The sequence below is a fragment of the Phreatobacter sp. genome (assembly GCF_052440005.1).
Lineage (GTDB): Bacteria > Pseudomonadota > Alphaproteobacteria > Rhizobiales > Phreatobacteraceae > Phreatobacter.
On sequence record NZ_JBQVQL010000001.1, the window covers coordinates 60,516 to 85,722 of the forward strand.

The 25,207-nt window shown below is 68.6% G+C and carries 26 protein-coding genes; 9 read left to right on the forward strand and 17 right to left on the reverse strand.

What is annotated here, in order from left to right; genetic code table 11:
- Nucleotides 1–3 precede the first annotated feature (3 nt).
- Nucleotides 4–1,248, reverse strand: coding sequence for an urea ABC transporter substrate-binding protein (urtA, locus tag ACT6XY_RS00265; protein ID WP_444746417.1), 1,245 nt, complete (start codon nucleotides 1,246–1,248; stop codon nucleotides 4–6).
- 383 nt (nucleotides 1,249–1,631) lie between these two features.
- Between urtA and ACT6XY_RS00270 the strand changes: the two genes are divergently transcribed.
- The 4 genes from ACT6XY_RS00270 to ACT6XY_RS00285 all read left to right on the forward strand — a co-directional run bounded on the left by ACT6XY_RS00270 (nucleotide 1,632) and on the right by ACT6XY_RS00285 (nucleotide 5,963).
- Nucleotides 1,632–2,675, forward strand: a complete 1,044-nt coding sequence (locus ACT6XY_RS00270) for an acyltransferase family protein (protein ID WP_444746343.1) — start codon at nucleotides 1,632–1,634, stop codon at nucleotides 2,673–2,675.
- 91 nt (nucleotides 2,676–2,766) lie between these two features.
- A complete protein-coding gene (locus ACT6XY_RS00275) occupies nucleotides 2,767–4,152 on the forward strand; it encodes an AmpG family muropeptide MFS transporter (RefSeq protein ID WP_444746344.1) in 1,386 nt (461 codons plus the stop codon).
- A complete protein-coding gene (locus tag ACT6XY_RS00280) occupies nucleotides 4,152–5,081 on the forward strand; it encodes a class I SAM-dependent DNA methyltransferase (RefSeq protein ID WP_444746345.1) in 930 nt (309 codons plus the stop codon). Before ACT6XY_RS00275 ends, ACT6XY_RS00280 begins: the two co-directional genes overlap by 1 nt.
- A 42-nt stretch (nucleotides 5,082–5,123) precedes the next feature.
- Nucleotides 5,124–5,963, forward strand: coding sequence for a 23S rRNA (adenine(2030)-N(6))-methyltransferase RlmJ (locus ACT6XY_RS00285; protein WP_444746346.1), 840 nt, complete (start codon nucleotides 5,124–5,126; stop codon nucleotides 5,961–5,963).
- Between the two features lie 7 nt (nucleotides 5,964–5,970).
- On the opposite strand, the gene ACT6XY_RS00290 is transcribed toward ACT6XY_RS00285, so the two are convergent.
- The 4 genes from ACT6XY_RS00290 to ACT6XY_RS00305 form a co-directional block, all read right to left on the reverse strand.
- Nucleotides 5,971–6,093 carry a hypothetical protein gene (locus ACT6XY_RS00290; RefSeq protein ID WP_281260364.1) on the reverse strand — a complete coding sequence of 41 codons (123 nt, stop codon included), beginning with the start codon at nucleotides 6,091–6,093 and terminating at the stop codon, nucleotides 5,971–5,973.
- Between the two features lie 161 nt (nucleotides 6,094–6,254).
- Nucleotides 6,255–7,142, reverse strand: coding sequence for an SDR family oxidoreductase (locus ACT6XY_RS00295; RefSeq protein ID WP_444746347.1), 888 nt, complete (start codon nucleotides 7,140–7,142; stop codon nucleotides 6,255–6,257).
- Nucleotides 7,143–7,174: 32 nt separating this feature from the next.
- Entirely contained in the window at nucleotides 7,175–8,287 is a 1,113-nt protein-coding gene (queG, locus tag ACT6XY_RS00300) for a tRNA epoxyqueuosine(34) reductase QueG (RefSeq protein WP_444746418.1), read from the reverse strand.
- Entirely contained in the window at nucleotides 8,284–8,976 is a 693-nt protein-coding gene (locus tag ACT6XY_RS00305) for a glutathione S-transferase family protein (RefSeq protein WP_444746348.1), read from the reverse strand. Before ACT6XY_RS00305 ends, queG begins: the two co-directional genes overlap by 4 nt.
- 281 nt (nucleotides 8,977–9,257) lie before the next feature.
- Between ACT6XY_RS00305 and ACT6XY_RS00310 the strand changes: the two genes are divergently transcribed.
- Nucleotides 9,258–10,061: an undecaprenyl-diphosphate phosphatase gene (locus ACT6XY_RS00310; RefSeq protein WP_444746349.1), complete on the forward strand. Its 804-nt coding sequence runs from the start codon at nucleotides 9,258–9,260 to the stop codon at nucleotides 10,059–10,061.
- Nucleotides 10,062–10,067: 6 nt separating this feature from the next.
- On the opposite strand, the gene ACT6XY_RS00315 is transcribed toward ACT6XY_RS00310, so the two are convergent.
- Both ACT6XY_RS00315 and ACT6XY_RS00320 read right to left on the reverse strand, forming a co-directional pair.
- Nucleotides 10,068–11,030 carry a complex I NDUFA9 subunit family protein gene (locus tag ACT6XY_RS00315; RefSeq protein WP_444746350.1) on the reverse strand — a complete coding sequence of 321 codons (963 nt, stop codon included), beginning with the start codon at nucleotides 11,028–11,030 and terminating at the stop codon, nucleotides 10,068–10,070.
- A gap of 97 nt (nucleotides 11,031–11,127) precedes the next feature.
- Nucleotides 11,128–11,601, reverse strand: coding sequence for a YqaA family protein (locus ACT6XY_RS00320; RefSeq protein ID WP_444746351.1), 474 nt, complete (start codon nucleotides 11,599–11,601; stop codon nucleotides 11,128–11,130).
- Between the two features lie 121 nt (nucleotides 11,602–11,722).
- Between ACT6XY_RS00320 and ACT6XY_RS00325 the strand changes: the two genes are divergently transcribed.
- Both ACT6XY_RS00325 and ACT6XY_RS00330 read left to right on the forward strand, forming a co-directional pair.
- Complete coding sequence (locus ACT6XY_RS00325) at nucleotides 11,723–12,073, forward strand: MarR family transcriptional regulator (protein WP_444746352.1); 351 nt, start codon at nucleotides 11,723–11,725, stop codon at nucleotides 12,071–12,073.
- A 33-nt stretch (nucleotides 12,074–12,106) separates the two neighbouring features.
- On the forward strand, nucleotides 12,107–12,973 hold the full coding sequence (locus tag ACT6XY_RS00330; protein WP_444746353.1) for a C40 family peptidase: 867 nt from the start codon (nucleotides 12,107–12,109) through the stop codon (nucleotides 12,971–12,973).
- Between the two features lie 3 nt (nucleotides 12,974–12,976).
- On the opposite strand, the gene ACT6XY_RS00335 is transcribed toward ACT6XY_RS00330, so the two are convergent.
- The 10 genes from ACT6XY_RS00335 to ACT6XY_RS00380 all read right to left on the reverse strand — a co-directional run bounded on the left by ACT6XY_RS00335 (nucleotide 12,977) and on the right by ACT6XY_RS00380 (nucleotide 23,061).
- A complete protein-coding gene (locus ACT6XY_RS00335) occupies nucleotides 12,977–13,669 on the reverse strand; it encodes a DsbA family protein (RefSeq protein WP_444746354.1) in 693 nt (230 codons plus the stop codon).
- 99 nt (nucleotides 13,670–13,768) lie between these two features.
- Nucleotides 13,769–15,862, reverse strand: coding sequence for a methyl-accepting chemotaxis protein (locus tag ACT6XY_RS00340; RefSeq protein ID WP_444746355.1), 2,094 nt, complete (start codon nucleotides 15,860–15,862; stop codon nucleotides 13,769–13,771).
- Between the two features lie 134 nt (nucleotides 15,863–15,996).
- Entirely contained in the window at nucleotides 15,997–16,947 is a 951-nt protein-coding gene (locus ACT6XY_RS00345; RefSeq protein ID WP_444746356.1) for a 2-hydroxyacid dehydrogenase, read from the reverse strand.
- Nucleotides 16,944–18,578, reverse strand: coding sequence for an ABC transporter ATP-binding protein (locus ACT6XY_RS00350; RefSeq protein ID WP_444746357.1), 1,635 nt, complete (start codon nucleotides 18,576–18,578; stop codon nucleotides 16,944–16,946). Before ACT6XY_RS00350 ends, ACT6XY_RS00345 begins: the two co-directional genes overlap by 4 nt.
- The gene (locus tag ACT6XY_RS00355; protein ID WP_444746358.1) at nucleotides 18,575–19,027 is read right to left on the reverse strand and encodes a type II toxin-antitoxin system VapC family toxin; all 453 of its coding nucleotides are present in this window, start codon (nucleotides 19,025–19,027) and stop codon (nucleotides 18,575–18,577) included. The genes ACT6XY_RS00350 and ACT6XY_RS00355 overlap by 4 nt, the downstream gene beginning before the upstream one ends.
- Before the next feature lies 1 nt (nucleotide 19,028).
- The gene (locus tag ACT6XY_RS00360) at nucleotides 19,029–19,256 is read right to left on the reverse strand and encodes a hypothetical protein (protein WP_444746359.1); all 228 of its coding nucleotides are present in this window, start codon (nucleotides 19,254–19,256) and stop codon (nucleotides 19,029–19,031) included.
- A 20-nt stretch (nucleotides 19,257–19,276) separates the two neighbouring features.
- Nucleotides 19,277–20,443, reverse strand: a complete 1,167-nt coding sequence (locus tag ACT6XY_RS00365; RefSeq protein ID WP_444746360.1) for an ABC transporter permease — start codon at nucleotides 20,441–20,443, stop codon at nucleotides 19,277–19,279.
- 2 nt (nucleotides 20,444–20,445) lie between these two features.
- Complete coding sequence (locus tag ACT6XY_RS00370; RefSeq protein ID WP_444746361.1) at nucleotides 20,446–21,540, reverse strand: microcin C ABC transporter permease YejB; 1,095 nt, start codon at nucleotides 21,538–21,540, stop codon at nucleotides 20,446–20,448.
- A 44-nt stretch (nucleotides 21,541–21,584) separates the two neighbouring features.
- A complete protein-coding gene (locus ACT6XY_RS00375; protein ID WP_444746362.1) occupies nucleotides 21,585–22,136 on the reverse strand; it encodes a glyoxalase superfamily protein in 552 nt (183 codons plus the stop codon).
- A 265-nt stretch (nucleotides 22,137–22,401) separates the two neighbouring features.
- Nucleotides 22,402–23,061, reverse strand: coding sequence for an aspartate/glutamate racemase family protein (locus ACT6XY_RS00380; RefSeq protein WP_444746363.1), 660 nt, complete (start codon nucleotides 23,059–23,061; stop codon nucleotides 22,402–22,404).
- Nucleotides 23,062–23,132: 71 nt separating this feature from the next.
- Between ACT6XY_RS00380 and hydA the strand changes: the two genes are divergently transcribed.
- Both hydA and ACT6XY_RS00390 read left to right on the forward strand, forming a co-directional pair.
- Entirely contained in the window at nucleotides 23,133–24,614 is a 1,482-nt protein-coding gene (gene hydA, locus ACT6XY_RS00385; RefSeq protein WP_444746364.1) for a dihydropyrimidinase, read from the forward strand.
- A complete protein-coding gene (locus ACT6XY_RS00390) occupies nucleotides 24,611–25,054 on the forward strand; it encodes an NUDIX hydrolase (protein ID WP_444746365.1) in 444 nt (147 codons plus the stop codon). The genes hydA and ACT6XY_RS00390 overlap by 4 nt, the downstream gene beginning before the upstream one ends.
- The last annotated feature ends 153 nt before the right edge of the window (nucleotides 25,055–25,207 follow it).

A 25,207-nucleotide genomic window follows, 5' to 3' on the forward strand; every position in this document is an offset into this window, starting at 1 on the left:
GACTCAGCGCTGGGCGCCGCCGCAACGTCCGGTGCGGACGTTGAAGTTGCCGCAGCTCATCGGCGGACGGTGGTCGGCGATGAGGTCGCGCGAACCCTCGAGGTGGGGCGACCATTCCTGCGCCACCACGGTGCCCGGGGTCTGCCAGACCGTCTGGATCTGGCCGTTCTCCTGGATCTCGCCGATCAGGACCGGCTTGGTGATGTGGTGGTTCGGCATCATGGTGGAGATGCCGCCCGACAGGTTCGGCACGGCGATGCCGATCATGGCGCGGCGGACCGCGGTCGGATCGGTGGTGCCGGCGGCCTCTACGGCCTTCACCCACATGGCGAAGCCGATGACATGGGCCTCCATGGGGTCGTTGGTCACGGCCCGCTCGTTCTTCTTGAAGGCGCGCCAGCGGGCGATGAAGTCGCGGTTGGCCGGGTTGTCGACGGACTGGAAGTAGTTCCAGGCGGCGAGGTGGCCGACGAGCGGCTTGGTGTCGATGCCGGCGAGCTCTTCCTCACCCACGGAGAAGGCGACGACCGGGATGTCGGTGGCCTTCACGCCCTGGTTGCCGAGCTCCTTGTAGAAGGGAACGTTGGCGTCGCCGTTGACGGTGGAGACCACCGCGGTCTTCACGCCGGTCGAGCCGAAGCGCTTGATGGCCGCGACGCGGGTCTGCCAGTCGGAGTGACCGAAGGGGGTGTAGTTGACCGAGATGTCCTCGGCCTTGATGCCCTTGGAGAGCAGATAGGCCTCGAGGATGCGGTTGGTGGTGCGGGGATAGACGTAGTCCGTGCCTTCCAGCACGAAGCGCTTCACGCCCTCGGCGAGGAGATAGTCGATGGCGGGGATGGCCTGCTGGTTCGGGGCGGCGCCGGTGTAGAAGATGTTCGGCGAGGATTCCTCACCCTCGTACTGCACGGGGTAGAAGAGGATCGAGTTCAGCTCCTCGAAGACCGGCAGGACCGACTTGCGCGACACCGAGGTCCAGCAGCCGAAGGTCACCGCGACCTTGTGCTGGGCGATCAGCTCGCGGGCCTTCTCGGCGAAGAGCGGCCAGTTCGAGGCCGGGTCCACCACGACGGCTTCCAGCTTCTTGCCGAGAACGCCGCCGCGCTTGTTCTGCTCCTCGATGAGCATGAGCATCACGTCCTTCAGCGTCGTCTCGCTGATGGCCATGGTGCCGGAGAGCGAATGCAGGATGCCGACCTTGATCGTCTCCTGCGCCTTGGCCGGCGCGGCGAGGACGCCGGCTGCCATAGCGGCGCCGGCGACGAGGCCGAGCACTTTTGATTTGAGGTTCAACATGGAGAGTTCCCGTTACTGGTTCCGCCTCGGGCCTCGGCAGCCAGACCATTGCCCGATGGCCAAAGTGCTGTCGCAACAGCCGTGCCAGCGTCGGTTGTGGGGACCAATCCTTTGACTCTGTTTTCGAATCATCCCGGACCCTGCCGCAGGGGCATGTCGTACCCGCTGTCGTCGCCCGGACCGCGATGCAATACGCCTAAAAAATAGGCAACAGCGATTGCCTCCGATTGCGGCAGATGCAACGGTCTCCCGCGACGGTGGGATTAGCGAATGGGAAGGGGTTGCCGCGCTAGGGTTCGCGCCGGTGCGGCACCGGCCGCTCACCGGGATTGGTCATGGTTTCGCCCGCCCTCGCAGCCCAGGGACATGGTCAGGAGGCCGCCGGCCCGGCGAGCCCCGCCCGCGCGCGTCTCCTCGACATCGACACGGCCAAAGGGATCGGCATCGTGCTCGTCGTGGTGGGCCACGTCGTCTCCCAGCAGGTGCCAGCGGGCCACGAGTGGTACCAGCAGCTGAAGACGGCGATCTATCTCTTCCACATGCCGTTCTTCATGTATCTGAGCGGCTACGTGCTCGGTTATGCCGGCAGCGACCGCAGCGAGGGCGCCGGCCGTTTCATCGCCCGGCGGGCGGACCGCCTGCTCCTGCCCTTCTTCGCCTTCGGGCTGCTGATCATCGCGGGGAAGGTCGTCTTCTCCCAGATCGTCCACGTCGACAACACGCAGGACAGCCTCCTCGCCTATCTCGACGGGCTCTTCATCCATACGAGCCGCAGCCCGGCGACCTCCGTCTGGTATCTCTACGCCGCCTTCGTCTATGCGCTGCTCTTCCGCTTCGTGGTGGTGCCCTTCCCGCGCACGCTGCCGGTGCTCATCGCCGCCGGGCTGGTGCTGACCCAGCTGGAGGTGGAGAGCCTCCTCTACGCCGACCGGGTGCTGCGCCATGCCGCCTTCTTCTTCATCGGCGTCTGGGTGGGTCAGCGCCGCGGCGTGATGGCGGAGTTGCTGGCGCGCCGGGGGTGGATCGCGGTCGCATTCTTCGCCGCGCTGCTCGGCCTCGCACAGTGGCTGGCGAGCCCGCTCACCGGCCTCGCCGTGGCGCTGGCGTCGATCCCCGCCCTGCATTTCGCGGCGACCCGGCTCGCCGCGGCGAACGATCCGGTCTTCCTGTTCTTCGGCCGCTACACCATGGCCATCTATCTCTTCAACACGATCTGCATCGGCCTGGTGAAGGGCTTCGGCTTTCTCGTGGTGAAGTGGGACGGCAACGCCTTCTATGCCTATTTTCTGGTCCTGACCCTCGCCGGCCTCTTCCTGCCGGTGCTGATCCGCCTCGTCGTCGAGCGCGTGACGCCCGGCCTCGCCCGCTACATCAAGTAGGCTGGACGGCCGCTCCCAGCCGCGCCATTGAGGCTTCGTTAACCATGATCGCGTCACCTGCCTCCATGGGGCGGAGATCGCGGAGGACGAGATGAGCACGGGTCAGGCCGCGGCCGAGCCTGCCGCTCCGGCGAAGCGCAGCTGGCGCGAGGCGGCGGGGGTCTATCTGCGCCGCGACGTCCTCGTTGTGCTGTTCCTCGGCTTTTCCGCCGGCCTGCCGCTGGCGCTCTCCGGCTCCACCCTGCTGGTCTGGATGGCCGAGAGTTCGGTGAACCTCTCCACCATCGGCCTCTTTGCCCTGGTCGGCACGCCCTACACGATCAAGTTCCTCTGGGCGCCGGTGGTGGACGCGCTCGACATTCCCATCCTGTGCCGCCTGTTCGGCCGCCGCCGCGGCTGGCTGATCTTCAGCCAGATCATGCTGATGGCGGCGATCGTCTTCCTCGGCTTCCAGAACCCCGACGTCTCGCCCTTCATGATCGCGCTCGGCGCGGTGCTGGTGGCGCTCGCCTCGGCGACGCAGGACATCGTCATCGACACCTATCGCGTCGAGAAGCTCGATGTGTCGGAACAGGCCGCCGGCGTCGGCGCCTATGTCGCCGCCTACCGGATCGGCATGCTCGTCTCGACGGCGGGGGCGCTGTTCATCGTCTCCTTCTTCGAGAAGGTGCAGGGCTTCGACAAGGCGACCGCCTGGACCTTCGGCTACATCGTGATGGCGGCCTTCGTCGCGGTCGGGATGGTGACGACGCTGATGGCCCGCGAGCCCGCACGCTCCCAGGAGGCGGCCAAGGTCCTCACCGGCGAGAACCAGCTCGCGCGGGTCTGGAAGGCCGCTGTCGGCGCCTTTTCGGAATTTCTCACCCGCGACGCCGCCCTCGCGGTGCTGGCCTTCGTCATCCTGTTCAAGCTCTGCGACGCCTTCGTCGGCGCCATGACCGGCCCCTTCGTCATCCGCGGCATGGGCTACACGCGGGAAGAATATGCCGCCATCGTCAAGGGCCTCGGGCTCGCCGCGACCCTCGCGGGCGGCTTTGCCGGCGGCTTCGTCGCGCGCGGCCTCGACCTGCGCACCAGCCTCTGGCTCGCCGCCTTCCTGCAGATGGGCTCGAACCTCGTCTTCGCGCTGCAGGCGGTGGTGCCGGCGAGCTATGGGATGCTCGCCTTCGTCATCGTTGCCGAGAACTTCACCGGCGCCATCGGCACGGTCATCTTCGTCGCCTATCTCTCCGCGCTATGCCAGTCACCGCTGCACACCGCGACGCAATATGCGCTGCTCTCGGCCCTCTCGGCGGTGGGGCGCACCTATATCTCGGCGCCTGCCGGGTTCGTTGCCGCCGAGACCGGCTGGTTCTGGTTCTTCGTGCTCTCCTGCCTCACCGCGCTGCCGAGCCTCGCCCTCCTCTGGTGGCTACAGAGCCGCGGCCATTTCGAGGCCCTGATCCGGCCGACGGGCAAGCTCTCGGCCGACGACTGATGCTTCCCCCGGCCTTCCGCTCCTCGGGGGACCTTCTCGCCGACCGCCGCTACGACTACGCCATGGCGGCGAAGGCGGACGGCGATCTCGCCGCCGCGGCCGACCTTCTCGTGCAGGCCCTGGAGATTGCGCCTGGCTGGGCCGCCGGCTGGTTCACCCTCGGCGAGGTGGAGGCGGCGCGCGGCGCCGTCGAACCTGCGGCGCAGGCCTTGCGGCGGGCGCTCGCCATCGACCCCGCCGACACGCTCGGCGCGCGGCTGATCCTTGCCCGGCTTGGGCTGGGCGATCCCGTGGGGGCGATGAGCCCCGCCTATGTCACCGCCCTCTACGAGGACTACGCGCCGCGCTTCGAGGAGGCGCTGCGCCGCCGTCTCTCCTACCGCGGGCCGGAAAAGCTGCTCGACGCGGTGACGCGCGCCTGTGCGGCGGCGGGCCTGCCGCTGCGCTTCGGGACCATGCTGGATCTCGGCTGCGGCACAGGCCTCGCCGGAGAGGTTTTTGCGCCGGTCGCCGGCTTCATCGACGGTGTCGACCTGTCGGAGCGTATGGCTGCGCAGGCGCGCCGCAGGAGTGCCTATCGCAGCGTCGAAGTCGGCGACCTCGGCGCCTTCCTTGGCGCACGGGACGGCGCCTCGGCCGATCTCGTGGTCGCCGCCGACGTCTTCATCTACTGCGCCGACATCGCGGCGATCCTCGGCGAGGCCGGGCGCGTCCTCTCGCCCGGCGGCCTCTGCACCTTCACGGTGGAAACCCATGGCGGGGATGGCGTCGTGCTGGGCGCTGCCTTGCGCTACGCCCATGGCGAAGCAACGGTGCGGGCCTCGCTCGCCGCGGGCGGGCTGCATCCGCTGCTGGTCGAACCGGCGGCGATCCGCAACGAGGCCGGCGAGCCCGTTCCGGGGCTCGCGGTGGTGGCGGCAAAGGGATGAGTCGTTGACCGCGGCGCGATTGCCGGTCACAGCCTGTCGCCCATGAACTATCGCCACGCCTTTCACGCCGGAAACCCGGCCGACGTCATCAAGCACGCGGTGCTCGCCTCCATCCTCGCGCACATGATGCAGAAGGAGCCGCCGATCCGTGTTGTTGATACCCATGCCGGCATCGGCCGCTACGACCTCACCTCCGATCCGGCGGAGCGGACGGGCGAATGGGTGGAGGGCATCGGCCGCCTGTGGGGCAAGGAGCTGCCCGAGGCGCTGGCGGATTTCCTCGACCCCTATCTCGACGTCGTCGCGAGGCTCAACCCCGACGGGCGGCTGACCCATTATCCCGGCAGCCCGGAGATCGCGCGGCTGATGACCCGGGCGACCGACGGGCTCACCTTCTGCGAGCTGCATCCGGAGGATTCGCGCACGCTCGCAGCGCTCTATGCGCGGGAGAAGCGGGCGAAGGTCATCGAGATCGACGGCTGGCTGGCGCCCAAGGCCTTCCTGCCGCCAAAGGAGACCCGCGGGCTCATCCTGATCGATCCGCCCTTCGAGCGGCGCGGCGACTACGACCGCTTGGCCGAGGCGCTGGCCCAGGGCGTGCGCCGGTTCGCCACCGGCGTCTTCGTGCTCTGGTATCCGGTGAAGGACCCGGTCGAGGTGAAACGCTTCCACCGGATGATCGCCGAGCTCGCGATTCCGAAATGCCTCACCATCGAGGCGACCTGGCGCGTCGTGGACGGACAGCGGCTGTCGGGCGCCGGTCTCGTGACCGTCAACGCGCCCTACACGCTCGCGCCTCAAATCCGCGCGGCCGGTCAGTTGCTGTGGAACGCCCTGAACGTTCCCGCGGGCCGGCTTCTCGTGTCCGGCGACGCGTCCTGATCCGAGCTTACGGGTCGGTGCGCAGGTTCATCTGCTTGGCTGTGTCGACGACGAAGAGCGCGAGAGCCGCGCCGACGCCGAGACCGATGAGGATGATGGCCAGGTCTGCAATGCCGATGTCGATCATCATGACATACCCCTAAGGCTCGGGTGACGGTCGTCATCCGCTGCACCGGCCGTCGGGAGGCCTGCGGCTGACGATCGAGGGGTATGGTTCCGTGATTTGTGCGTCGCAGCAATACTGTCGTGGCTATGCTGCAATGCAATAACAAGATGACTCTGCGGAACTCCCTAGCGCCTGCCGTCGCCCCCGGCGGCCAATGCCCGGAGCGCCGCCTTGAAGTTTGGATGCAACAGCTTAACGAAGAGTTCACCCTTCAGCCTCATGTTGCTGACCCTTTTGCACTCGCCATAGAAGCTCCGCCCCATGGGCGACAGGCCGCTTTCCTCGAAGGGCACCTCGGGCGGCGGGGGTACGCCCATCAGTTCCGCCGCATAGGCGATGACGTCCTGGGGCGGCGAGGGCTCGTCGTCGGTGACGTTGACGATGCCGTCATAGCCGCGGGCGAAGCTCGCCAGCACGGCCTGGGCGATGTCGTCCACGTGGATGCGGTTGAAGACCTGGCCCGGCTTGATGATTCGCCGGGCCGTGCCGCGGGCGAGGTTGACGAGCGCGTTCTGTCCCGGCCCGTAGATGCCGGAGAGGCGCAGGATGGCCACCGGCACGCCATGCGCCGCGCCATAGGCTGCCCAGGCGCGCTCCGCCTCCAGCCTCTCGAAGCTGCGGGGGCTCGCGGGCCGCGGCTCGGTGGTCTCGTCGACCCAGCCGCCGGCGTGGTCGCCATAGACGCCGACGGTGGAGAGATAGGCGACGGATTTCGGCGGATGGGCGGCCAGCACGCCGGCACAGGCCTTCAGGACGGGATCGCCGGAGGCGTCGGGCGGCGCCGAGACCAGAATGTGGTCCGCCGTGGCGACGGCTTCTGCGAGGGCCTCCGGCATGGTGGCGCCGTCGAAGGGCAGCACGGTCACGTCGCGTCCCTCCACGGGGGCGGCGGAGAGGGCAGCGGCACGCTCGGGCGCGCGCACGGTGGCGGTGATGCGGGTGATTCCGGGCGGTGTGGCCCGGACGACCGCGCGCGAGGAGTAGCCGAGGCCGAAGATGAGGAGATGCGTCATGGATGGGCTTGCCGTTGATGTCCTGGCGAAGCTTACGGGCTCTGCCGCCATTCGGCGAGCACGTCCGGATCTGTTTCACCGCCGGGAGGGGAGGCGGGAAGGCGGCCGGGGTCGAGCCGCCTGAGCGCCCAGACGGCTGCGCCGCGCACGACCGGCGCGGGGTCGGCGAGGAGATCCGCGGCGACGGGCGCCAGGCCGGTTTCCCCGCTGTTGCCGATGGCGATCAGGACATTGCGCACGAAGCGATCGCGGCCGATGCGCTTCACGGGGCTCTTCGTAAACAAGGCCCGGAAGGCGGCGTCGTCGAGCTGCGCCAGGTCGGCGAGGGCAGGACGTTTCAGGTGCTCGCGCGCCGCGAGCTTCATGTTCCGGCCGGTCTCGGCGAACTTGTTCCACGGACAGACGGCGAGGCAGTCGTCGCAGCCGTAGATGCGGTTGCCCATGGCGGTGCGGAATTCCCTGGGGATCGGACCCTTGTGCTCGATGGTGAGGTAGCTGATGCAGCGCCGCGCATCGAGGGCATAGGGGCGTGGGAAGGCGTCCGTGGGGCAGGCCGACAGGCACGCCGTGCAGGAGCCGCAATGGTCCCGCTCGGGCGCGTCGGGGGCGATCTCCAGGGTGGTCATGACGGCGCCGAGGAAGAGCCAGGAGCCGAAATCGCGGGAGACGAGATTGGTGTGCTTGCCCTGCCACCCGAGGCCGGCGGCCGCCGCCAGCGGCTTTTCCATGAGGGGCGCCGTGTCGACGAAGACCTTGAGCTCGCAGCCGGTCTCCTCCACCAGCCAGCGGGCGAGGGCCTTGAGCCGGGCCTTGATGATCTCGTGATAGTCGTCGCCGCGGGCATAGACAGAGATGAGGCCGCTGGCGGGGTCCTCGAGCCCGTCGAGCGGGTTCTCGTCCGGCCCGTAGTTGACGCCGAGCATGATGAGAGTGCGCCCCTCCGGCCACATGGCGTTGGGGTGGGAGCGGCGCTCCAGAGTCTCGGCCATCCAGTCCATGGAGCCGTGGCGTCCGGCCGCGACGGCCTCGGCCAGGCGCGGGCCGGCTTCGGCGATGGCGTCAGGCCGGGTGAAGCCGACGGCATCGAAACCCTCGGCGCGCGCCTGTGCCGCGATGGCCTCCCTCAGGGCGGAGGGATCGCTCAGAAGTCGAGATCGGCGTAGCTCGCGCTCGGCTGCATGCCGACCACGCGGTCGTTCAGCAGGGTGCGGAAGGACGGCCGGGACTTCACCCGCGCGTACCAGTCCCTCGCCGCCGCGTCGTCGTTCCACGGAACCTCGCCCAGATAGTCCACCACCGAGAGATGCGCGGCGGCCGCCAGATCGGCGTAACTCATGGTGGGGCCGGCGAGCCAGTCGTTGCGCGCGGCGAGCCAGCCTACATAGGCCAGATGATAGCGGATATTGGCGCGCGCCGCGCGCAGCGCCGTCGTGTTGGGCGCACCGCCGCCATATTCGGCCGGGATGAAGCGCTTGTCGATCTTCTCCTCGACCAGCGGTCCCGAGACCTCCTCGAAAAACTTGCCGTGGAACCAGCGCATCAGCCGGCGCACCTCGATGCGGTGAGCGATGCTCTCCGGCATCAGGCGGCGACCGGCGGGAAGGGTGTCGGTGTCGTCGAGCCAGCCGGCGACGCCGTCGGGGCCGGGAATGGCGACGCCGTCCGCCAGTTCCAGCACGGGCGTCGTGCCTTCGGGATTGATCCTGAGGAAATCGGTGCGCCGCTCCCAGGGCCTCTCCTCGACCAGGTCCGCCTCGAAACCCCGCTCGGTGAGCACGAGGCGCACGAAGCGGGAATGCGGGCAGAAGTAGCGATGATGGAGGATCAGTCCCATGCGCTCCAGACCTGAAGGGCCCGCAATCGAGGGCCCCGATATGGTTTTTCGATGACAATGCGGGAGGCGGGTGCATAGCGCCATGAGGGCGGCGAAACAACCGGCGGATTCAGCGGAGAGCCTTCACGATCCGTCATGGTTGATGGAGCGTGAACGCCGCCTCCCGCTCCGGGCCTCAGCATTTTCACGGAGGCGCATGCTTAACCGGACATGAAGACAGTCGCGCCTATGACACGAGCAGAGGCCGGCGTTCCGGCCGTTGTGAGGCGACCGGGGTCATCATGGACATCGTCAATCTGGCCAAGGCGCTGGTCCTCGGCGTGGTGGAGGGGGCGACCGAGTTCATTCCGGTCTCCTCCACCGGCCATCTCATTCTGATCGGCCATTTCCTCGGCTTCGAGTCGACGGGCAAGACCTTCGAGGTGCTGATTCAGCTCGGCGCCATCCTCGCGATCCTGCTGGTCTATTTCTCCCGCCTGCTCGGCGTCGTGCTGTGCCTGCCGACCGATGCCTGGGCGCGGCGCTTCGTCGTCTCCGTCATCGTCGCCTTCCTTCCGGCCGCGGCACTCGGGGCGGTGCTGCACAGCCGCATCAAGGCACTGTTCGAGCGGCCGGACCTCGTCTGCGTCGCCCTCATCCTCGGCGGCATCGTGCTGCTGGTCGTCGACCGGCTGAAGCTCGAGGCGCGGGAGGACAACGCCTTCCGCTTCTCGCCCTGGCTGGCGCTGAAGATCGGCCTGTGCCAGTGCGCCGCGCTCTTTCCCGGCGTCTCGCGCTCGGGTGCAACGATCGTCGGCGCGCTGCTCATGGGCACGACCAAGCGCGCCGCGGCCGAGTTCTCCTTCTTCCTCGCCATGCCGACCATGGCGGGGGCCTTCGCCTACGATCTCTACAAGAACTACCGGGTGCTGGACTTTTCCGACGTCACGACGATCGGCGTCGGCTTCGTCGCCGCCTTCATCTCCGGGCTCTTCGTCGTGCGCTTCCTGCTCGATTACGTCAGCCGCCACGGCTTCACGCTCTTCGCGGTGTGGCGGATCGTCGTCGGCTCGGCGGGCCTCGCCGGGCTCTACCTGATGCGCTGAGGCCGGTCAGGCGACCGGGGCGGTGAACTGCCCCTGCCTTCGGAACCGCCACAGATAGGTCGGCACCACCGCCTCCACCGACTGGGCGTGAATACCGAGACCGTCCAGCGTCCGGCCCTCCGCCTTCGCCGTCTCGCCGACGACGTTGTCGTGGCGCAGCAGTTCCACCTGATCCTCGGTCAGCAGCGGCTTCGGCAGGAGCTGGAGGACCTTGGCCTGCAGCGTCGCGAGGCCAAAGGACAGCGGCACCAGCAAGCGCTTGCGCTGGGTCGTCGCCAGCACGAACTCCATCAGGTCGCGGAAGCTCTTCACGGCGGGACCGCCGAGCTCATAGACCGCCCCGGGCTTCGTCCGGCCATCCACGGCGGCCATCACGGCCTCGGCGACGTCGCCGACGAAGACCGGCTGGAACTTCGTCTCGCCGCCGCCGACGAGGGGGAGGACCGGCGACATCTGCGCCATGCCGGCGAAGCGGTTGAAGAAGTCGTCCTCGGGGCCGAACACGATGGAGGGCCTGAGGATCACCGCGTCCGGCACCTCCTGCAGCACGGCGGCCTCGCCGGCCGCCTTGGTGCGGGCATAGACCGACTCGCTCTCGGCATCGGCGCCGATGGCGGAGATGTGGATCAGGCGGGCGCCGGCCTCGGCCGCGGCCCGTGCCACGGTCGCCGCGCCACGCGCCTGGACGGAATCGAATTTCTGCCGGCCGGTCTCGTAGAGGATGCCGACGCAGTTGATGACGATCTCGGAGCCGGCCGCCGCCTGGCGCACCGAATCCGGGTAGCGCAGGTTTGCCTGGACGGCGTGGATCTGGCCGACCATGCCGAGCGGCTGCAGGTGGCCGGCGAGATCGGGGCGGCGGACGGCGACGCGGATGCGGAAGCCGCGCCTGGCGAGGGCGCGGACGATGTGCCGCCCGACGAATCCCGAGCCGCCGAAGACGGTGACGAGCCGGTCGTAGGTCTGCATCGCGATAGCCTCTCGCAGTCACGGGGAACGGGCCGTGATTAGTGCATTTCAAAGGTGAGGTACAGGGGCCGCGCCGCGGGCCGGGGGCGCGATCGGCTCATCCCCACCAGGCGATGACGCCGGCTGCCGCGGCCCAGACGGCGGCATAGCGCAGGGTGCGTGCGAAGCCGGTGATCAGCACCGTTGGCAGGGCGGGATAGCGGGCCATGCCGGCGACCAGCGTGACGGGATCGCCGATCACCGGCATCCAGCACAACAGCAGGGTGGCCCAGCCCCAGCGCGTGAAGAGCCGCGTGGCGCGGGCGAAGCTCTCCGGTGGCAGGCGGAAGCGCCGCATCCAGGCATGGCCGCGCTCGCTGTCGGCACCCCGGGCGATCTGCGTGCCTATCCACCAGCTGGTCATGCCGCCAGCCGTGTTGGCCAGAGCCGCCACGACGAACAGCGCCCAGGGATCGGCGGTGCCCGCCGCCAGTAGCGCAACGAAGACGGCCTCGGACCCTCCGGGCAGAAGGGTGGCGGCGGAAAAGGCGGCGAGCGCCATGGTGGTCAGCGTGGCGAGGTCGGCGACCACGGGGCGCTCCGGGTTAACCCTCGCCTCATGCCATGGCAGGGCGAGCTTGCACAGTGGGCCGGGGGGCCGTTTAATACGGGTCCGAAACGAGTTCCTCCCGCGTCTCCCGGTTGCGTTCCCCATGGCCGTCGCGTTGCGCCCGTCCCAGGCGATGAAGCTGATGCACGACGTGTCGCTGGCCCTGGTGCGCGACGGCGAGCCCGACCTGTCGTCGCGCCAGCTCGCCATCCTGCTGACCATCTATCTCGAGCCGCCGCCGCACCATGTGCGCGATCTCGCCAGGAAACTCGGCGTCACCAAGCCGGTCATCACCCGGGCTCTCGACAGCATGGGCAAGCTCGAGCTCGTCTCGCGCCGCCGCGACGAGAACGATCGCCGCGACGTGGTGATCCAGCGCACGGTGAAGGGCGCGCTCGCCGTCGAGAGGCTGGGAGACCTCGTCGCCCGCCAGGCTGGCCTGCTGCCGCCCTGAGCCGTTAACCGCCGCCGTGATAGCATTCGACCCATGACCTTCGCCCTGCCGCCCGGCCTCGACCGCCGCCTCACCCCCGCCCGCGCCGACCTCGCCGCCGCCCACCTGAAGGGACAGGTGGAGAGCGCCCGCTTCGTCGAGGGGCGGCCCATGCGCGTCGAGCTCCCGCTGGTGCCGCTCGCTCCCTCCCGGCTGATGAACGCCGCGCGCGACAGCGAGCTGCTGCTCGGCGAGGAGGTCACGGTCTATGACGAGGACGGCGGCTTCGCCTATGTGCAGTCCGACCGCGACGGCTATGTCGGTTATGCCATCGCCGGCGCTTTCCGGCCGCGGCGGGGACCTGCCACGCACAGGGTGAAGGTGGCGCGCACCCATCTCTATCCGGGGCCCAGCATCAAGCTGCCGCCGAACTGGGCGGTCCATCGCAACAGCCTCCTGACCATCGAGCGCGAGACCAGCGAATTCGCCGTCACCGACACCGGCGCGCACGTCATCGCCGCCCATCTCGCCCCCATCGGCGAGGTCGAGAAGGATTTCGTCGCGGTGGCGGAGACCTATCTCGGCACGCCCTACCTCTGGGCCGGCAGGACCACGTTCGGCATCGACTGCTCGGGCCTCGTGCAGACGGCGTTCGAGGCCTGCGGCACACCCGTGCCGCGCGACACCGACATGCAGGAGAAGGCGATCGGAACGCCGCTTCCGTTCGCCGGCGACGTGGCGGCGCTCTCCCGCGGCGATCTCGTGTTCTGGAAGGGCCATGTCGGCATCGTGTCGGGCCCCGACGAACTCCTCCACGCCAACGGTCACCACATGATGGTGGTGAAGGAGTCGCTGAGCGGAGCCATCGCCCGCATCCGCGACAAGTCCTACGGTGAGGTCACCAGCGTGCGGCGGCCCTGACCGTCAGCTGCAGACCGGCTTGTCGCAATCGCGGACAGCGGCGACGATCCGCTCCATCGTCGGTCGTCCGGGCCAGCCGATGACGGCGGTGCCGGCGACCAGCCAGGATGGCGTCGCGGCAAGGTTGCTGGCATTGGCGAGGCGCACCGCCCGAGCCACGACCTGACCGGTTTCGGTGCGGTCGGCCATCTCCTCCACCTTCGCCCGGTCGAGACCCATGTCGGCGGCGAGCTCCAGGGCGCGGCGGCCGTCGAGAACGCCGCGGATCCTCATCGAGGCCTCGTGGAAGGCGCGGGCCTTGTCCGTGCCGCCGAGCAGCTTCACGGCGAATTCCACCCGTGCTGCCAGGACGGAGGCGAGGCCGAGGCTCGGCGCGTTGATCACCGTGACGGCGAGTTCGCGGTCGCGGGCGATCATCTGCTTCATCTCGCCCACGGCCGTGCGGCAATAGGGGCAGTTGGAGTCGTAGACCTCGATCAGCGTCAGATCGGCCTGTCGGGCGCCGAAGGTGACGGCGTTCTCCAGCGCCATGATCTCGGTCTGCAGCTCGATGGGCACGCGGAAATTCTGGATCGGCCGGCCGGCCTCGTCCTTCAGCGGATACCAGCCCTCCTGGGCGCCGAGCGGATGCAGGCCGGCGAGCCCGGCCAGGGCGGCGACGCCCCCGAGGGCGACGGAACGGCGCGTGATGGCCATGGACGGTCTCCGACATGCGATCGGCCGCACCATCGTGGTGCGGCCGTCCCATGGACAATCAAGCCTGCGTGACGGCAGGCCCGCCCGACGCGAAAATCGTCAGGCGGCCTTCACCGTCTCGATGAACCGCGCAACCTCGCGCTGCAGGATCTCGCTCTCGCGGGAGAGGGACTGGGCGGAGCTGAGCACCTGGCTCGAGGCCGAGCCGGTCTCGGCGGCGCCGCTGTTGACGCTGGCGATGTTGCTCGCGACCTCGGCGGTGCCCTGCGCGGCTTCCTGGACGTTGCGGGAGATCTCCTGCGTCGCCGCGCCCTGTTCCTCCACCGCTGCGGCGATGGCCGCGGCGATGCCGGCGAGATGGTCGATGGTCGAGCCGATCTCCTTGATGGCGGACACCGAGTCCTGCGTCGCCGCCTGCATGGTGGCGATCTGGGCGCCGATCTCCTCGGTGGCCTTCGCCGTCTGGGTGGCGAGCTGCTTGACCTCGGAGGCGACGACCGCGAAGCCCTTGCCGGCCTCGCCGGCGCGGGCCGCCTCGATGGTCGCGTTGAGGGCGAGGAGATTGGTCTGCTCGGCGATGGCGGTGATCAGCTTCACCACGTCGCCGATGCGGCCGGCGGCAAGGGAGAGCTCGGCGATGCGCTGGTCGGCCTTCTCGGCCTGCTTGACCGCCTCGCCCGACATGCGGCTGGATTCCTCCACCTGACGGCCGATCTCGCTGACCGAGCTCGCCATCTCCTCGGCGGCGCCGGCCACCGACTGGACATTGGCCGAGGCCTCGTCGGAGGCGGAGGCGACGACGGCGGCGAGGCCCTGGGTGTTCTCGGCAGTCTTCGACAGGCTGGTGGCGGCGGCCTCCAGCTCCGCGGAGGCGCGTGAGACGGTCTGGACGATGCCGCCCACCGTGCCCTGGAAGGCGTCGGCGAGCTGGAGCATGGCGGCGCGGCGCTCGGCGGCGAGGCGCGCTTCCGCGGCGCCCTGCTCGCTCCTCAGCCGCTCGGCCTCGAGCATGTTGTCCTTGAAGGTCTGCATGGCGCCGGCAAGGGCGCCGATCTCGTCACGGCGCGAGGCGAAGCGGCTCTCCACCGTCGTGTCGCCATTGGCGAGACGCAACATGGAGTCCTTGATCTCGGTCAGCGGTCCGATGACCCGGCGCGACACGAGGACGAGAGCGCCGATGGCGAAGGCGAGCGCGAGGCCGAGGGCCGTCACCTGCATGACGAAGCTGCGGAACGCGGCCGTGCGGGAGGCGTCCGCATGGCTGCGGGCGGTGTCCAGGGCGGCGTCGGCGGCGGCCAGGATGGTGCCGAGCTTGGGGACCGCCATCAGCGACCACTGATTGGCCGTGAATGCGGGCTGCTGCTTGTTGATCAGCGCGTTGAGCGTCGCCAGGCGGACCTTGCCGAACTCGGGATCGAGGAAGCCGCTGCGGGCCTGCTGGAGGGCGGCGTTGAAGCTCGGCGGCAGGGCAAGGCTCGCCGCCAGCTGCTCGACGCCGGCCCAGGCGGTCTCCATGCGCGTCGTCAGGACGGTGTAGCCGACCAGCGGGTTCTCGGGCAGCGGCAGGCCGGCCAGCGGGTTGGAGATGAAGACCGAGGTATCGCCGGCCGCCTGGCGGGCAATCCAGGCGTTCTGCTTGATCTCCATGAGCTGGTCGATCAGCGAGTCATCGAGCTTGATCAGCTTGGTCAGCTCGCCGGACAGGCGGTCGAGGAGGTTGATCGCGCCGTCGGTGAGGTTGAAGTACTCGTCGGCGATGCCAGCCCGGCGCTGCGCCTTCGGCTGGGCCATGGCGCGGGCCGTCTCCGCCTGCATCTCGTCGATACGCTTGATCGTCTGGTCAAGCTGGGAGATCGCGGCGGCGGCGCCGGGATACTCGATGGTCCGCAGCGTGGCGAGCGCCGCGCGCAGCGCCGGCATCTCCGCCTCGCGGTGCGGCGCGATGGTGCGCGGCACGGTCGGGTGGACGTCGTCCAGGATCAGGGCGCGCCGCGAATTCGACCGGTCGACGCGCAGATTGTGGAGCGCGGTGAACATGTGGGTCGTGGTATCGACCACCGCCGCGATGCGCTCAGACTTGCGATACTGGGTCCAGGACGACCACGCCCCGTACGACAGCTGGGCGACCAGCACCAGCGCGAGGACGGACACAACGGCCCTGACGAGGCCGCTGACGGTGAGGCGATTGAGCACGGGTGATCTCCGGGACGACGGCGTATTGCCGATCACCATCTGAGACCTGCGTAAATTTACTCCTAAGGTATTATGTGGCGCTCAGAAAAAACCGTTCTGGAACGGCATCTTAGCTTACCTTAGGGAAATTTGTATCAATAGCCGTGCGCGGGGTCGACGACGTTCACCAGCGGCTGGCCGTCCATATGCGCCTTGATCTGGGCCGCGACATAGGCGGCGATGGCCGGCGGCGAGGAGATCGCCGAATTGTGCGGCGTCACCGTCACGTGCGGGTGCGACCAGAGCGGGCTGTCCTCGGGCAGGGGCTCCGTCTGGAAGACGTCCAGGATCGCCGTGCCGAGGGTGCCGCTCTCGAGGGCTGCGAGGATGTCCGCCTCGTTCTGCAGGCCGCCGCGGCCGACATTGATCAGCACGGGTCCGCCGATGGCCTCCGCCTTCGGCAGCCTGGAAAAGAGCTTCGCGTCGAGGATTCCCGCGGTGTCGGCCGTCAGCGGCATCATTGCGACGAGGATGTCGGAGGCGGCGACGAGCGCGTCGAGGCCCTCCGCCCCGTGGTGCATGGCGACGCCCGCAACCGCCTTCGGCCGGCGGCTCCAGCCGGCGACCTGGAAGCCCATGGTCTTCAGCTTGGCGGCGGCGTCCTGGCCGAGCACGCCCATGCCGAGCAGGCCGACGCGGATGTCGCTGGCCTGCGGCTGGTCGCGCAGGTCGATCCATTTGCGCTCGCGCTGGAAGCCGTCATAGACGCGCACGCGTCGCAGGGCCATCAGGCAGTGCATGACGACATATTCGGACATGCGCGTGGTGAGGTCGGGATCGACGACACGGACCACCGGCACGCCCTCAGGCAGCCGCCGGTCCTTGAACAGGTGGTCGACGCCGGCGCCGAGGGAGAAGATTGCGTCGAGCAGCGGCAGGTCTGCAAAGGTGCCCTCGGGCTGCTTCCAGGCCGCGGCATAGCGCACGGCGCGGCGGTCGAAGATCTCCCCCGGCAGGACCACCTGCCAGCCGGGGAGCACCGCCTGGAAACGGGCGCGCCAGGGTTCCGGGTCCCAGGCGCCGGTACCGAGAAGCAGCGTATTCACGTCGACGGTCTCTCATGCGTTGTGGCGGCGAGGTCGAAGGCCGCCGCGAAAAGTGCCTTGGTGTAATCGTTCTGCGGCGCCTTGAACACCCGCTCGGCCGCACCGCTCTCCACCACCTTGCCGCCCTTCATGACGATGATGTCGTCGGCGAGCGCGGAGACGACCTTCAGGTCGTGGGAGATGAAGAGATAGGTGAGGTTCCGCTTCGCCTGAAGGTCGCGCAGCAGGTCGACGATCTGCGCCTGCACGATGCGGTCGAGGGCCGAGGTTGGCTCGTCGAGCAGGACGAAGGTCGGCTCCAGCACCATGGCGCGGGCGATGGCGATGCGCTGGCGCTGGCCGCCGGAGAATTCGTGCGGGTAGCGGTGGCGGCTTTCCGGGTCGATGCCGACATCGCGGAGGGCGGCGACGACCCGCGCATCGCGCTCCCCGGCGTCGAGGCCCGGGTGGTGGACGGCGAGGCCCTCGGCGACGATCTCGGCCACCGACATGCGCGGCGACAGCGAGCCGTAGGGATCCTGGAAGACCACCTGCATGAATCGCCGGTTCGGACGCATCGCCTTGAACCCCAGCCCCTGGATCGGCCGGCCCATGAAGACGATCGGCCCGTCAGAAGCGATGAGACGGAGCAGGGCGAGGCCGAGCGTCGTCTTGCCCGAGCCGGATTCCCCGACGATGCCGAGGGTGTGGCCCTCGCGAACGGCGACCGAGATGCCGTCGACCGCCTTGATGTGGCCGACGGTGCGGCGCAGGAGGCCGCGCCTGATCGGGAACCAGACCTTGAGATCGTCGGCCTGCATGATGGTGCCGGCCTCGGGGCGCGTGGTGCGGGTGCGGCGCTGCGGCTCAGCCGCCATCAACGCGACGGTGTAGGGGTCCTGCGGCCGCTCGAAGATGTCGGCGACGGCTCCCTGCTCGACGATGTGGCCGCTCTTCATGACGCAGACGCGGTCGGCGAGGCGGCGGACGATGCCGAGATCGTGGGTGATGAACAGGATCGCCATGCCGAGCTCGCTCTGCAGGTCCTTCAACAGGGCGAGGATCTGCGCCTGCACGGTCACGTCGAGGGCGGTGGTCGGCTCGTCGGCGATGAGCAGGTCCGGCTCATTGGCGAGCGCCATGGCGATCATGACGCGCTGGCGCTGGCCACCGGAGAGCTGGTGCGGATAGGCGTCGAGCCGGCCGGCGGGATCGGGAATGCCCACCTTGCCGAGGAGCTCGATGGTGCGCGTGCGGGCGGCCTCGGCCGTCATGCCACGGTGCAGGATCAGCGTCTCGGCCACCTGCTGCCCGATCGTGTGCAGCGGATTGAGCGAGGTCATCGGCTCCTGGAAGATGATGGTGACGGCATTGCCGCGCACCCGCCGCATCGCGGCCTCGTCGGCGGCCAGCAGGTCCTCGCCCTTGAAGAGGATTCGGCCCGAGGGGTGAGACGCGGCGGGATAGGGCAGGAGCTTCATCACCGAGAGCGCCGAGACGGACTTGCCCGAACCGGATTCGCCGACGATGGCGACCGTCTCGCCGCGGTGGACGTCGAAGGAGACCCGGTCGACGGCGAGCGAGGCCCGGCCGCCCTGGGTGAAGGCGACGGAGAGGTCCTGGACGGAGAGGAGGGGCGTGTCTGCGGTCATGGGATGGCCGTCAAGTATCGGTCGACGTCGACGTCGTTGTCCGGATCGATGACGAATGGCGCGTCGGCGATCCGCAACCGGCGGTCGCCAGACACGAAGACATCGCAGTCGGCCTTCTCCGCCGAGGCGAGATGGACCGCATCGGGAAGCTTCAGGGCCGGCCAACGGGCGCGCAGCCGCGCGGCGGACGTCAGAACGTCTACGCTGACGTCGATCAGGGTGATGGGCACCATCTGGCCGGCGAACAGGTCCTGGTAGGTCATGACCAGCCCGTCTTCCTGGTCGCGCATCGGTACGACGAGGACCTCGCCGAATGTCAGCCAGCTTGTGACGACAGAGATCCGGCCAGCCCCTGCCAAGTCCCACAGGCGCTCATGCCCCGACAGCGTGTGGCCGGGGCTTTCGACGATGCGGATGAGAAAGTTTGCGTCGAGATAGGCCAGGGTCACGTCAGATCGGCCCGCCGTCCCGAATGCGACGGACGCGCTCCACGGCTTCCTCGGTCGAGCGGACGCGCTTGAATCCGAGCTTGTCCACCCGCTCCCGCAGACGCTGTGAAGCGGTCGTCGCGGCGGCGACTTCCTGCACGATCTCGACGGGGCGTGCCGGGTCGAGACCCGCCCGCAGATGCTCCGGCAGGTCGGCAACCGAGACGATCTTCCTGACGACCTCGTTCATGCCCGGACCCTATCACGATCTCACGCGAAGGTCTTGCGCGGGTCGAAGGCGTCGCGCACCGCCTCACCGACGAAAATGAGCAGCGAGAGCATGACGGCGAGGGTGCAGAAGCCCGTCAGCGCCAGCCAGGGCGCCTGCAGGTTCGACTTGCCCTGCTGCAGGAGCTCGCCGAGCGAGGGCGAGCCGACCGGCAGTCCGAAGCCGAGGAAGTCGAGGGCGGTGAGGGTCATGACGCTGCCCGACAGGACGAAGGGCATGAAGGTGATGGTGGCCACCATGGCGTTGGGCAGGAGGTGGCGGACCATGATGGTGGAGGAGGCGATGCCCAGCGCCCGGGCGGCGTTGACATATTCGAAGTTGCGGGCGCGCAGGAACTCGGCGCGCACGACGGCGACCAGCGTCACCCAGGAGAACAGCAGCAGGATGCCGAGGAGCACGAAGAAGCTCGGCGCCAGCACCGAGGAGATGATGAGCAGGAGGTAGAGAGAGGGAATGGCGGTCCAGATCTCGATGAAGCGCTGGAACAGGAGATCGGTCCAGCCGCCGAAATAGCCCTGGACGGCGCCGGCGGCGATGCCGACCAGCGACGAGATGATGGTCAGGGCGAGGCCGAAGAGAACCGAAATGCGGAAGCCGTAGATGACGCGGGCGAGCACGTCGCGGCCCTGGTCGTCGGTGCCGAGCCAGTTCCAGTTGCCGAGCTCGCAGTAGCTCGCCCCTTGCGGTCGCTCGCCGCGCGGTTTCGCGCGTGCCGCCGCGCAATCGGGAAGCCGCTCGCGCTGGGCCCATGTCGGGGCCGAGGGGAACGGCGTCACCGGGTCCTTCACCGTGGAGGCGTAGTTGTGCCGCACCAGCGGCCAGAGGATGAAGGCCTGCTTCGCGTCGAAATGGTCGAGCAGGAAGGGGTCCTTGTAGTCCGCCGGCGTCTCGAACTCGCCGCCGAGCTGGTTCTCCGAATAGCTGACGAGCGCGGGGAAGAAGTTCTGCCCCTCGAGCCGGATGAAGAGCGGCCGGTCGTTGGCGATGAGCTCGGCGAAGAGGGTCACCGCGAACAGGACCAGGAAGAGCCTGAGGCTCCACAGGCCGCGCCGGTTGGCGCGGAAATTGGCGAGGCGGCGCTGGTTGAGCGGCGACAGGAAGGGGCGCGGCGGTGCGGCGGCGGCCTCCCGCAGGACGGCGGTGCTCATCGTCAGACCTCCCGCGCCTCGAAGTCGATGCGCGGATCGACCCAGGTGTACATGAGGTCCGAGATGAGGTTCACCACGAGGCCGACGAGGGAGAAGATGAAGAGCGTGGCGAAGACGACGGGATAGTCGCGGTTGAGCACGCTCTCGAAGCCGAGGAGGCCGAGCCCGTCGAGGGAGAAGATCGTCTCGATCAGCAGCGACCCGGTGAAGAAGGCATGGACGAAGGCGCCGGGAAAGCCCGCGATGACGATGAGCATGGCGTTGCGGAAGACGTGGCCGTAGAGCACCTGGGTCTCGTCCAGGCCCTTGGCGCGGGCGGTCATCACGTACTGCTTGCGGATCTCGTCGAGGAAGGAGTTCTTGGTCAGCAGCGTCATGGTCGCGAAGGCGCCGAGCGCCATGGCGGTGAGCGGCAGGGCGAGGTGCCAGAGATAGTCGAGCAGCTTCTGGCCGAGGCTCAGCTCCGCCCAGTTGTCCGACCACAGGCCGCGCAGCGGGAACCAGTCGAGGAAAGACCCACCGGCGAAGAGCACGATCAGCAGGATGGCGAAGAGGAAGCCGGGGATCGCATAGCCGATGATGATGATCGCCGAGGTCCATACGTCGAAGCGCGAGCCGTCCTTCATCGCCTTGCGGATGCCGAGCGGGATGGAGACGAGATAGGTCAGCAGCGTCAGCCAGAGCCCGAGCGAGATGGACACGGGGAGCTTCTCGCCGATGAGCTGCAGCACCGAGACGTCGCGGAAATAGCTCTTGCCGAAGTCGAAGCGGGCGTAGTTCCAGATCATCAGAAGGAAGCGCTCGTGGGCCGGCTTGTCGAAGCCGAACTGCTTCTCGAGCTGGGCGATGAACTGCGGGTCGAGCCCCTGAGCGCCGCGATAAGTGCTGTTGGCGGCCTCCGCCGCGGTTGCCTGGGCAGCATCGGCGCCACCGCCGGAGACGCGCTGCGTCGCCGACACGTCGTTGCCGGTGAGCTGGGCGATGACGCGCTCCACCGGCCCGCCCGGCGCGAACTGCACCACGAGGAAGGAGATCAGCATGATCCCAAGGATGGTGGGGATCATGAGGAGGATGCGCCGGATGATGTAGGTCAGCATGGCGGCAGACTCGTGCGTGCGGAGTCTGCCGTCAATAGCCGCCGTCAGACGCCGTGGGCGTTCTGCTCGCAGAAGCGGATGCGGTTGCCGAAGGGGTCGCTCACCGTCACCTCCAACCCCCAGTCCATCTGCTCGAGCCCGGGCCGGTTGTAGCGGTACTGTTTCGCCCGCAGCTCCGCGTGGAACTCCCGGATGCCGCTCATCCGGACGAAGCAGGTCGCCCCGGGGCTGGCGTCGCCGTGGTGCTCGGTGAGGTGGATCAGCAGATCGCCGCGCGAGAGCTGCATATAGAGCGGAGCCGAGGGGTGGGCGCGGTAGTCCCAGTCGACGGCGAGGCCGAGGAAGTCGCAGTAGAACTCGCGCGCCTTGGCCTCGTCGAAGGAGCGGATGACGGGAATGGCGGGGCGGATGGCGATGCCCGGAGGCTCGCCGCCGGGCGCCGGATCCACCCGAGCCGACAGGGTGTTCCAATCGGCGAGGCCGAACTGTTTCGCCACCAGTTCGAGGGCGAGGGCATGGGGAATGTGGATCGACCGGGCGGAGAGCTCCTCGCGGAGCGACCTGGCCATGGCCTTGGCATCACGGAACGAACGCATCGTTGCCGATCCTTCTCACATGTTCAGGCGATCGGGGTCAGGGCTCGCATTGCCGACGCTTCGCCTGTCCGCGGAGGGATCGGGAAGAGCGTTCGGTCGTCGATACGTTCACCGGACCCTGGGACGGGCGCGAGCGGCAGGCCGTATCAGCCTGGCGCCTGTCTAGCCGCGCTCCGGGCCGCATGCAACAGCCTCCGGGCGATGCGTCAGCATCGACCGGCGGCGAGCCTCGAAGGAGGGGCTTGCCGGGCTGCAGGGCGCCCGTTCACCCCACCGCCAGCGTGCCGATGGCCATGGTCACAGCGGCTTGCGTCGGGTCGATCACGGGGATGCCCAGCGCGTCCTCCAGCGGCTTCCTGTGCCGCGCCATGCCGGCGCAGCCCATGACGATGGCGCCGGCGCCGTCGAGGTCCTTCAGCTCGCGGCCGATGGTGATCATGCGGGCAAGGGTGCCGTCGCCCGAGGCGGTCTCGGCCACCGACATCTCCAGCGGCCGTTCGCCGGCGAGGCGTTCCATCAGCCCCATCTGGCGGAGATAGCGGATGTGGCGGGGAATGGAGCGCGACTTGATGGCGATGACGCCGAAGCGGTCGGCGCGGGAGAGGGCGGTCAGCACACCGCATTCGGCGATGCCGAAGACCGGTCGGCTGGTACCCTCGCGGGCGACGAAGAGGCCGGGATCGGAATAACAGGCGATGATGAAGGCGTCGGCGTCGTTGGTGGATTCCACCTTGCGGCGCAGCGGCAGGGTGACGCTCTCCACATGCTCCTGCGTCTCGACGCCGAAGGGTCCCTCGGCCAGCGTCTCGCAGACGATCTCCGGCCCGTCGGCATAGGTCAGTGGCTTCACCGCCTGGCGCAGGCCCTCGGTGACGGCCTCGTTGGAATTGGGGTTGATGACGAGGATACGGGGTCTGCGTGCCATGAGGTTCCGCTTCGGCTCTGGGTCGGTCTATTGTCGGGCCGGAAATTTCTCCCGTCCAGCCGGAGCACGACATGCCTGCCTCGCCCTTCGACCTCGTCATCCGCGGCGGAACCGTCGGGGCGGCGAGCGGACGCTATACGGCCGATGTCGGCATCCGCGACGGCAAGGTGGCGGCGATCGGCCTCGGCCTCGATGCCGGCGCCCGCGAGATCGACGCGACGGGCAAGTTCGTGCTGCCGGGCGGCATCGACACCCACACCCATATCGAGCAGGTTTCCGCCGGCGGGCTGCTCAACGCCGACACCTTCGAGAGCGCCACCACATCGGCGGCCTTCGGCGGCAACACGTCGGTCATCTCGTTCGCCGCCCAGCACCGCGGCAAGGACCTGCGCAAGGTCGTCGACGACTATGCGGTGCTCGCCGCGCGGGGCTCGCTCATCGACTACGCCTTCCACCTGATCGTGGCGAACCCCGACGAGAAGACCATCACCAAGGACCTGCCCGAGCTGATCGGCGAGGGCCACGCCTCGGTGAAGATCTTCATGACCTACGACCTCATCAAGGTCGACGACGAGCCGCTCCTCGACGTGCTGCTGACCGCTCGCGAGAACGGGGCGCTGGTCTGCGTCCATGCCGAGAACCACGGCATGATTTCCTGGATGGGCAAGCGGCTGGTGAAGAAAGGCTATGTGGCGCCGAAGTACCACGCCATCAGCCACCCGCGCGGTTCGGAATCGGAAGCCTTCACGCGGCTCGTCGCGCTGTCGGAACTGATCGACCAGCCGATCATGATCTTCCACGTCTCCACCGCGGAGGGCGCGAAGGTCGTGCGCGACGCGCGGGCGCAGGGCCTGAAGGTCTTTGCCGAGACCTGCCCGCAATACCTGTTCATGACGCGCCACGACCTCGACAAGCCGGGCATGGAGGGCGCCAAGTGGATGTGCTCGCCGCCGCCGCGCGAGAAGGAAGACCAGGACGCGCTCTGGCAGGCCCTTGCCCTCGGCGACCTGCAGACCGTGACCTCCGACCACGCGCCCTACCGCTTCGACGAGACGGGCAAGCTCTCGGCAGGTCCGGACGCCAACTTCAAGGCCATCGCCAATGGCCTTCCCGGCCTCGAGGTGCGCCTGCCGCTGATGTTCGACGCCATGGTCTCGCAGGGCCGGCCGGAATTCTCGGGCCGCGGCCTCGAGGCCTTCGTCGCGCTGACCGCGACGCAGCCCGCCTCCATCTACAACCTGCCGGGCAAGGGCCAGATCGCGCCCGGCTTCGACGCCGACATCGCCATCTGGGACCCGCAGAAGTCGGTGACCATCACCGATGCCCTGATGCACGACCTGACCGGCTATACCCCCTTTGCCGGCCGCACCGTGCAGGGCTGGCCGGAGACGGTGCTGGTGCGCGGGCGCGAGGTGGTCTCTGCCGGCGCGCTCGCCGGCAAGCCGGGCGATGGCCGCTGGATGAAGCGCACCGGCGGCTGGGCCGCCGCACCCACCGGCAAGCTCACCGCCGACATGGACCCGGCGCGGAACTTCGGCGCGAAGGTGCTGTGAGCGCAGTCTGGACGCCTCCACAGCAGATCAGCGTGAAGGTTCTGGGGCTCGCCCGGCGCGGCGAGCGACTGCTGGCCGCCGAGGTCACGGGGTCGGACGGCCGGGTCAAGGGCATCAGGCCGCTGGGCGGCTCCATCGATTTCGGGGAGACCCGCGAAGAGGCTCTGCATCGCGAGTTTCGCGAGGAACTCGGCTGCGCCATCGTGATCCGTGGGCCGTGGCATGCCCTGGAGAACCTGTTCCGGCATGAAGGGGCGATCGGCCACGAGATCGTCTTCGTGGCCGAGATCGACCTTCTGGATGAGGCGCTCCACGCGGCCGGACCGATCACCTTCACCGAATCGACCGGCGAGGCCTGCCGGGCCGATTGGTACAGTCTCGCCGATCTCGCGGCCCGTGGATGGGACCTCTATCCGGTGGGGCTCGCCGAGATCCTGTGACGGCGCGGATGCCGATACGGTGCCATCTCAACTCGCCACCGTTCTCGTCCTGAGGTGCGAGCGGCAGCGCGCCTCGAAGGACGCACTGCGGCCGGGCAGGGTCGTGTGCGGCGGCCTCTCGCATCCACCCTTGCCGACATTCTTCCGCACCGC

Bases quoted from the DNA above. Each gene is read 5' to 3' on its own strand.
- urtA (WP_444746417.1), bottom strand. From the start codon at position 1,248: ATGGCAGCCGGCGTCCTCGCCGCGCCGGCCAAGGCGCAGGAGACGATC.
- ACT6XY_RS00270 (WP_444746343.1), top strand. From the start codon at position 1,632: ATGGTTTCGCCCGCCCTCGCAGCCCAGGGACATGGTCAGGAGGCCGCC.
- ACT6XY_RS00275 (WP_444746344.1), top strand. From the start codon at position 2,767: ATGAGCACGGGTCAGGCCGCGGCCGAGCCTGCCGCTCCGGCGAAGCGC.
- ACT6XY_RS00280 (WP_444746345.1), top strand. From the start codon at position 4,152: ATGCTTCCCCCGGCCTTCCGCTCCTCGGGGGACCTTCTCGCCGACCGC.
- ACT6XY_RS00285 (WP_444746346.1), top strand. From the start codon at position 5,124: ATGAACTATCGCCACGCCTTTCACGCCGGAAACCCGGCCGACGTCATC.
- ACT6XY_RS00290 (WP_281260364.1), bottom strand. From the start codon at position 6,093: ATGATGATCGACATCGGCATTGCAGACCTGGCCATCATCCTCATCGGT.
- ACT6XY_RS00295 (WP_444746347.1), bottom strand. From the start codon at position 7,142: ATGACGCATCTCCTCATCTTCGGCCTCGGCTACTCCTCGCGCGCGGTC.
- ACT6XY_RS00305 (WP_444746348.1), bottom strand. From the start codon at position 8,976: ATGGGACTGATCCTCCATCATCGCTACTTCTGCCCGCATTCCCGCTTC.
- ACT6XY_RS00310 (WP_444746349.1), top strand. From the start codon at position 9,258: ATGGACATCGTCAATCTGGCCAAGGCGCTGGTCCTCGGCGTGGTGGAG.
- ACT6XY_RS00315 (WP_444746350.1), bottom strand. From the start codon at position 11,030: ATGCAGACCTACGACCGGCTCGTCACCGTCTTCGGCGGCTCGGGATTC.
- ACT6XY_RS00325 (WP_444746352.1), top strand. From the start codon at position 11,723: ATGGCCGTCGCGTTGCGCCCGTCCCAGGCGATGAAGCTGATGCACGAC.
- ACT6XY_RS00330 (WP_444746353.1), top strand. From the start codon at position 12,107: ATGACCTTCGCCCTGCCGCCCGGCCTCGACCGCCGCCTCACCCCCGCC.
- ACT6XY_RS00335 (WP_444746354.1), bottom strand. From the start codon at position 13,669: ATGGCCATCACGCGCCGTTCCGTCGCCCTCGGGGGCGTCGCCGCCCTG.
- ACT6XY_RS00350 (WP_444746357.1), bottom strand. From the start codon at position 18,578: ATGACCGCAGACACGCCCCTCCTCTCCGTCCAGGACCTCTCCGTCGCC.
- ACT6XY_RS00360 (WP_444746359.1), bottom strand. From the start codon at position 19,256: ATGAACGAGGTCGTCAGGAAGATCGTCTCGGTTGCCGACCTGCCGGAG.
- ACT6XY_RS00365 (WP_444746360.1), bottom strand. From the start codon at position 20,443: ATGAGCACCGCCGTCCTGCGGGAGGCCGCCGCCGCACCGCCGCGCCCC.
- ACT6XY_RS00370 (WP_444746361.1), bottom strand. From the start codon at position 21,540: ATGCTGACCTACATCATCCGGCGCATCCTCCTCATGATCCCCACCATC.
- ACT6XY_RS00375 (WP_444746362.1), bottom strand. From the start codon at position 22,136: ATGCGTTCGTTCCGTGATGCCAAGGCCATGGCCAGGTCGCTCCGCGAG.
- ACT6XY_RS00380 (WP_444746363.1), bottom strand. From the start codon at position 23,061: ATGGCACGCAGACCCCGTATCCTCGTCATCAACCCCAATTCCAACGAG.
- hydA (WP_444746364.1), top strand. From the start codon at position 23,133: ATGCCTGCCTCGCCCTTCGACCTCGTCATCCGCGGCGGAACCGTCGGG.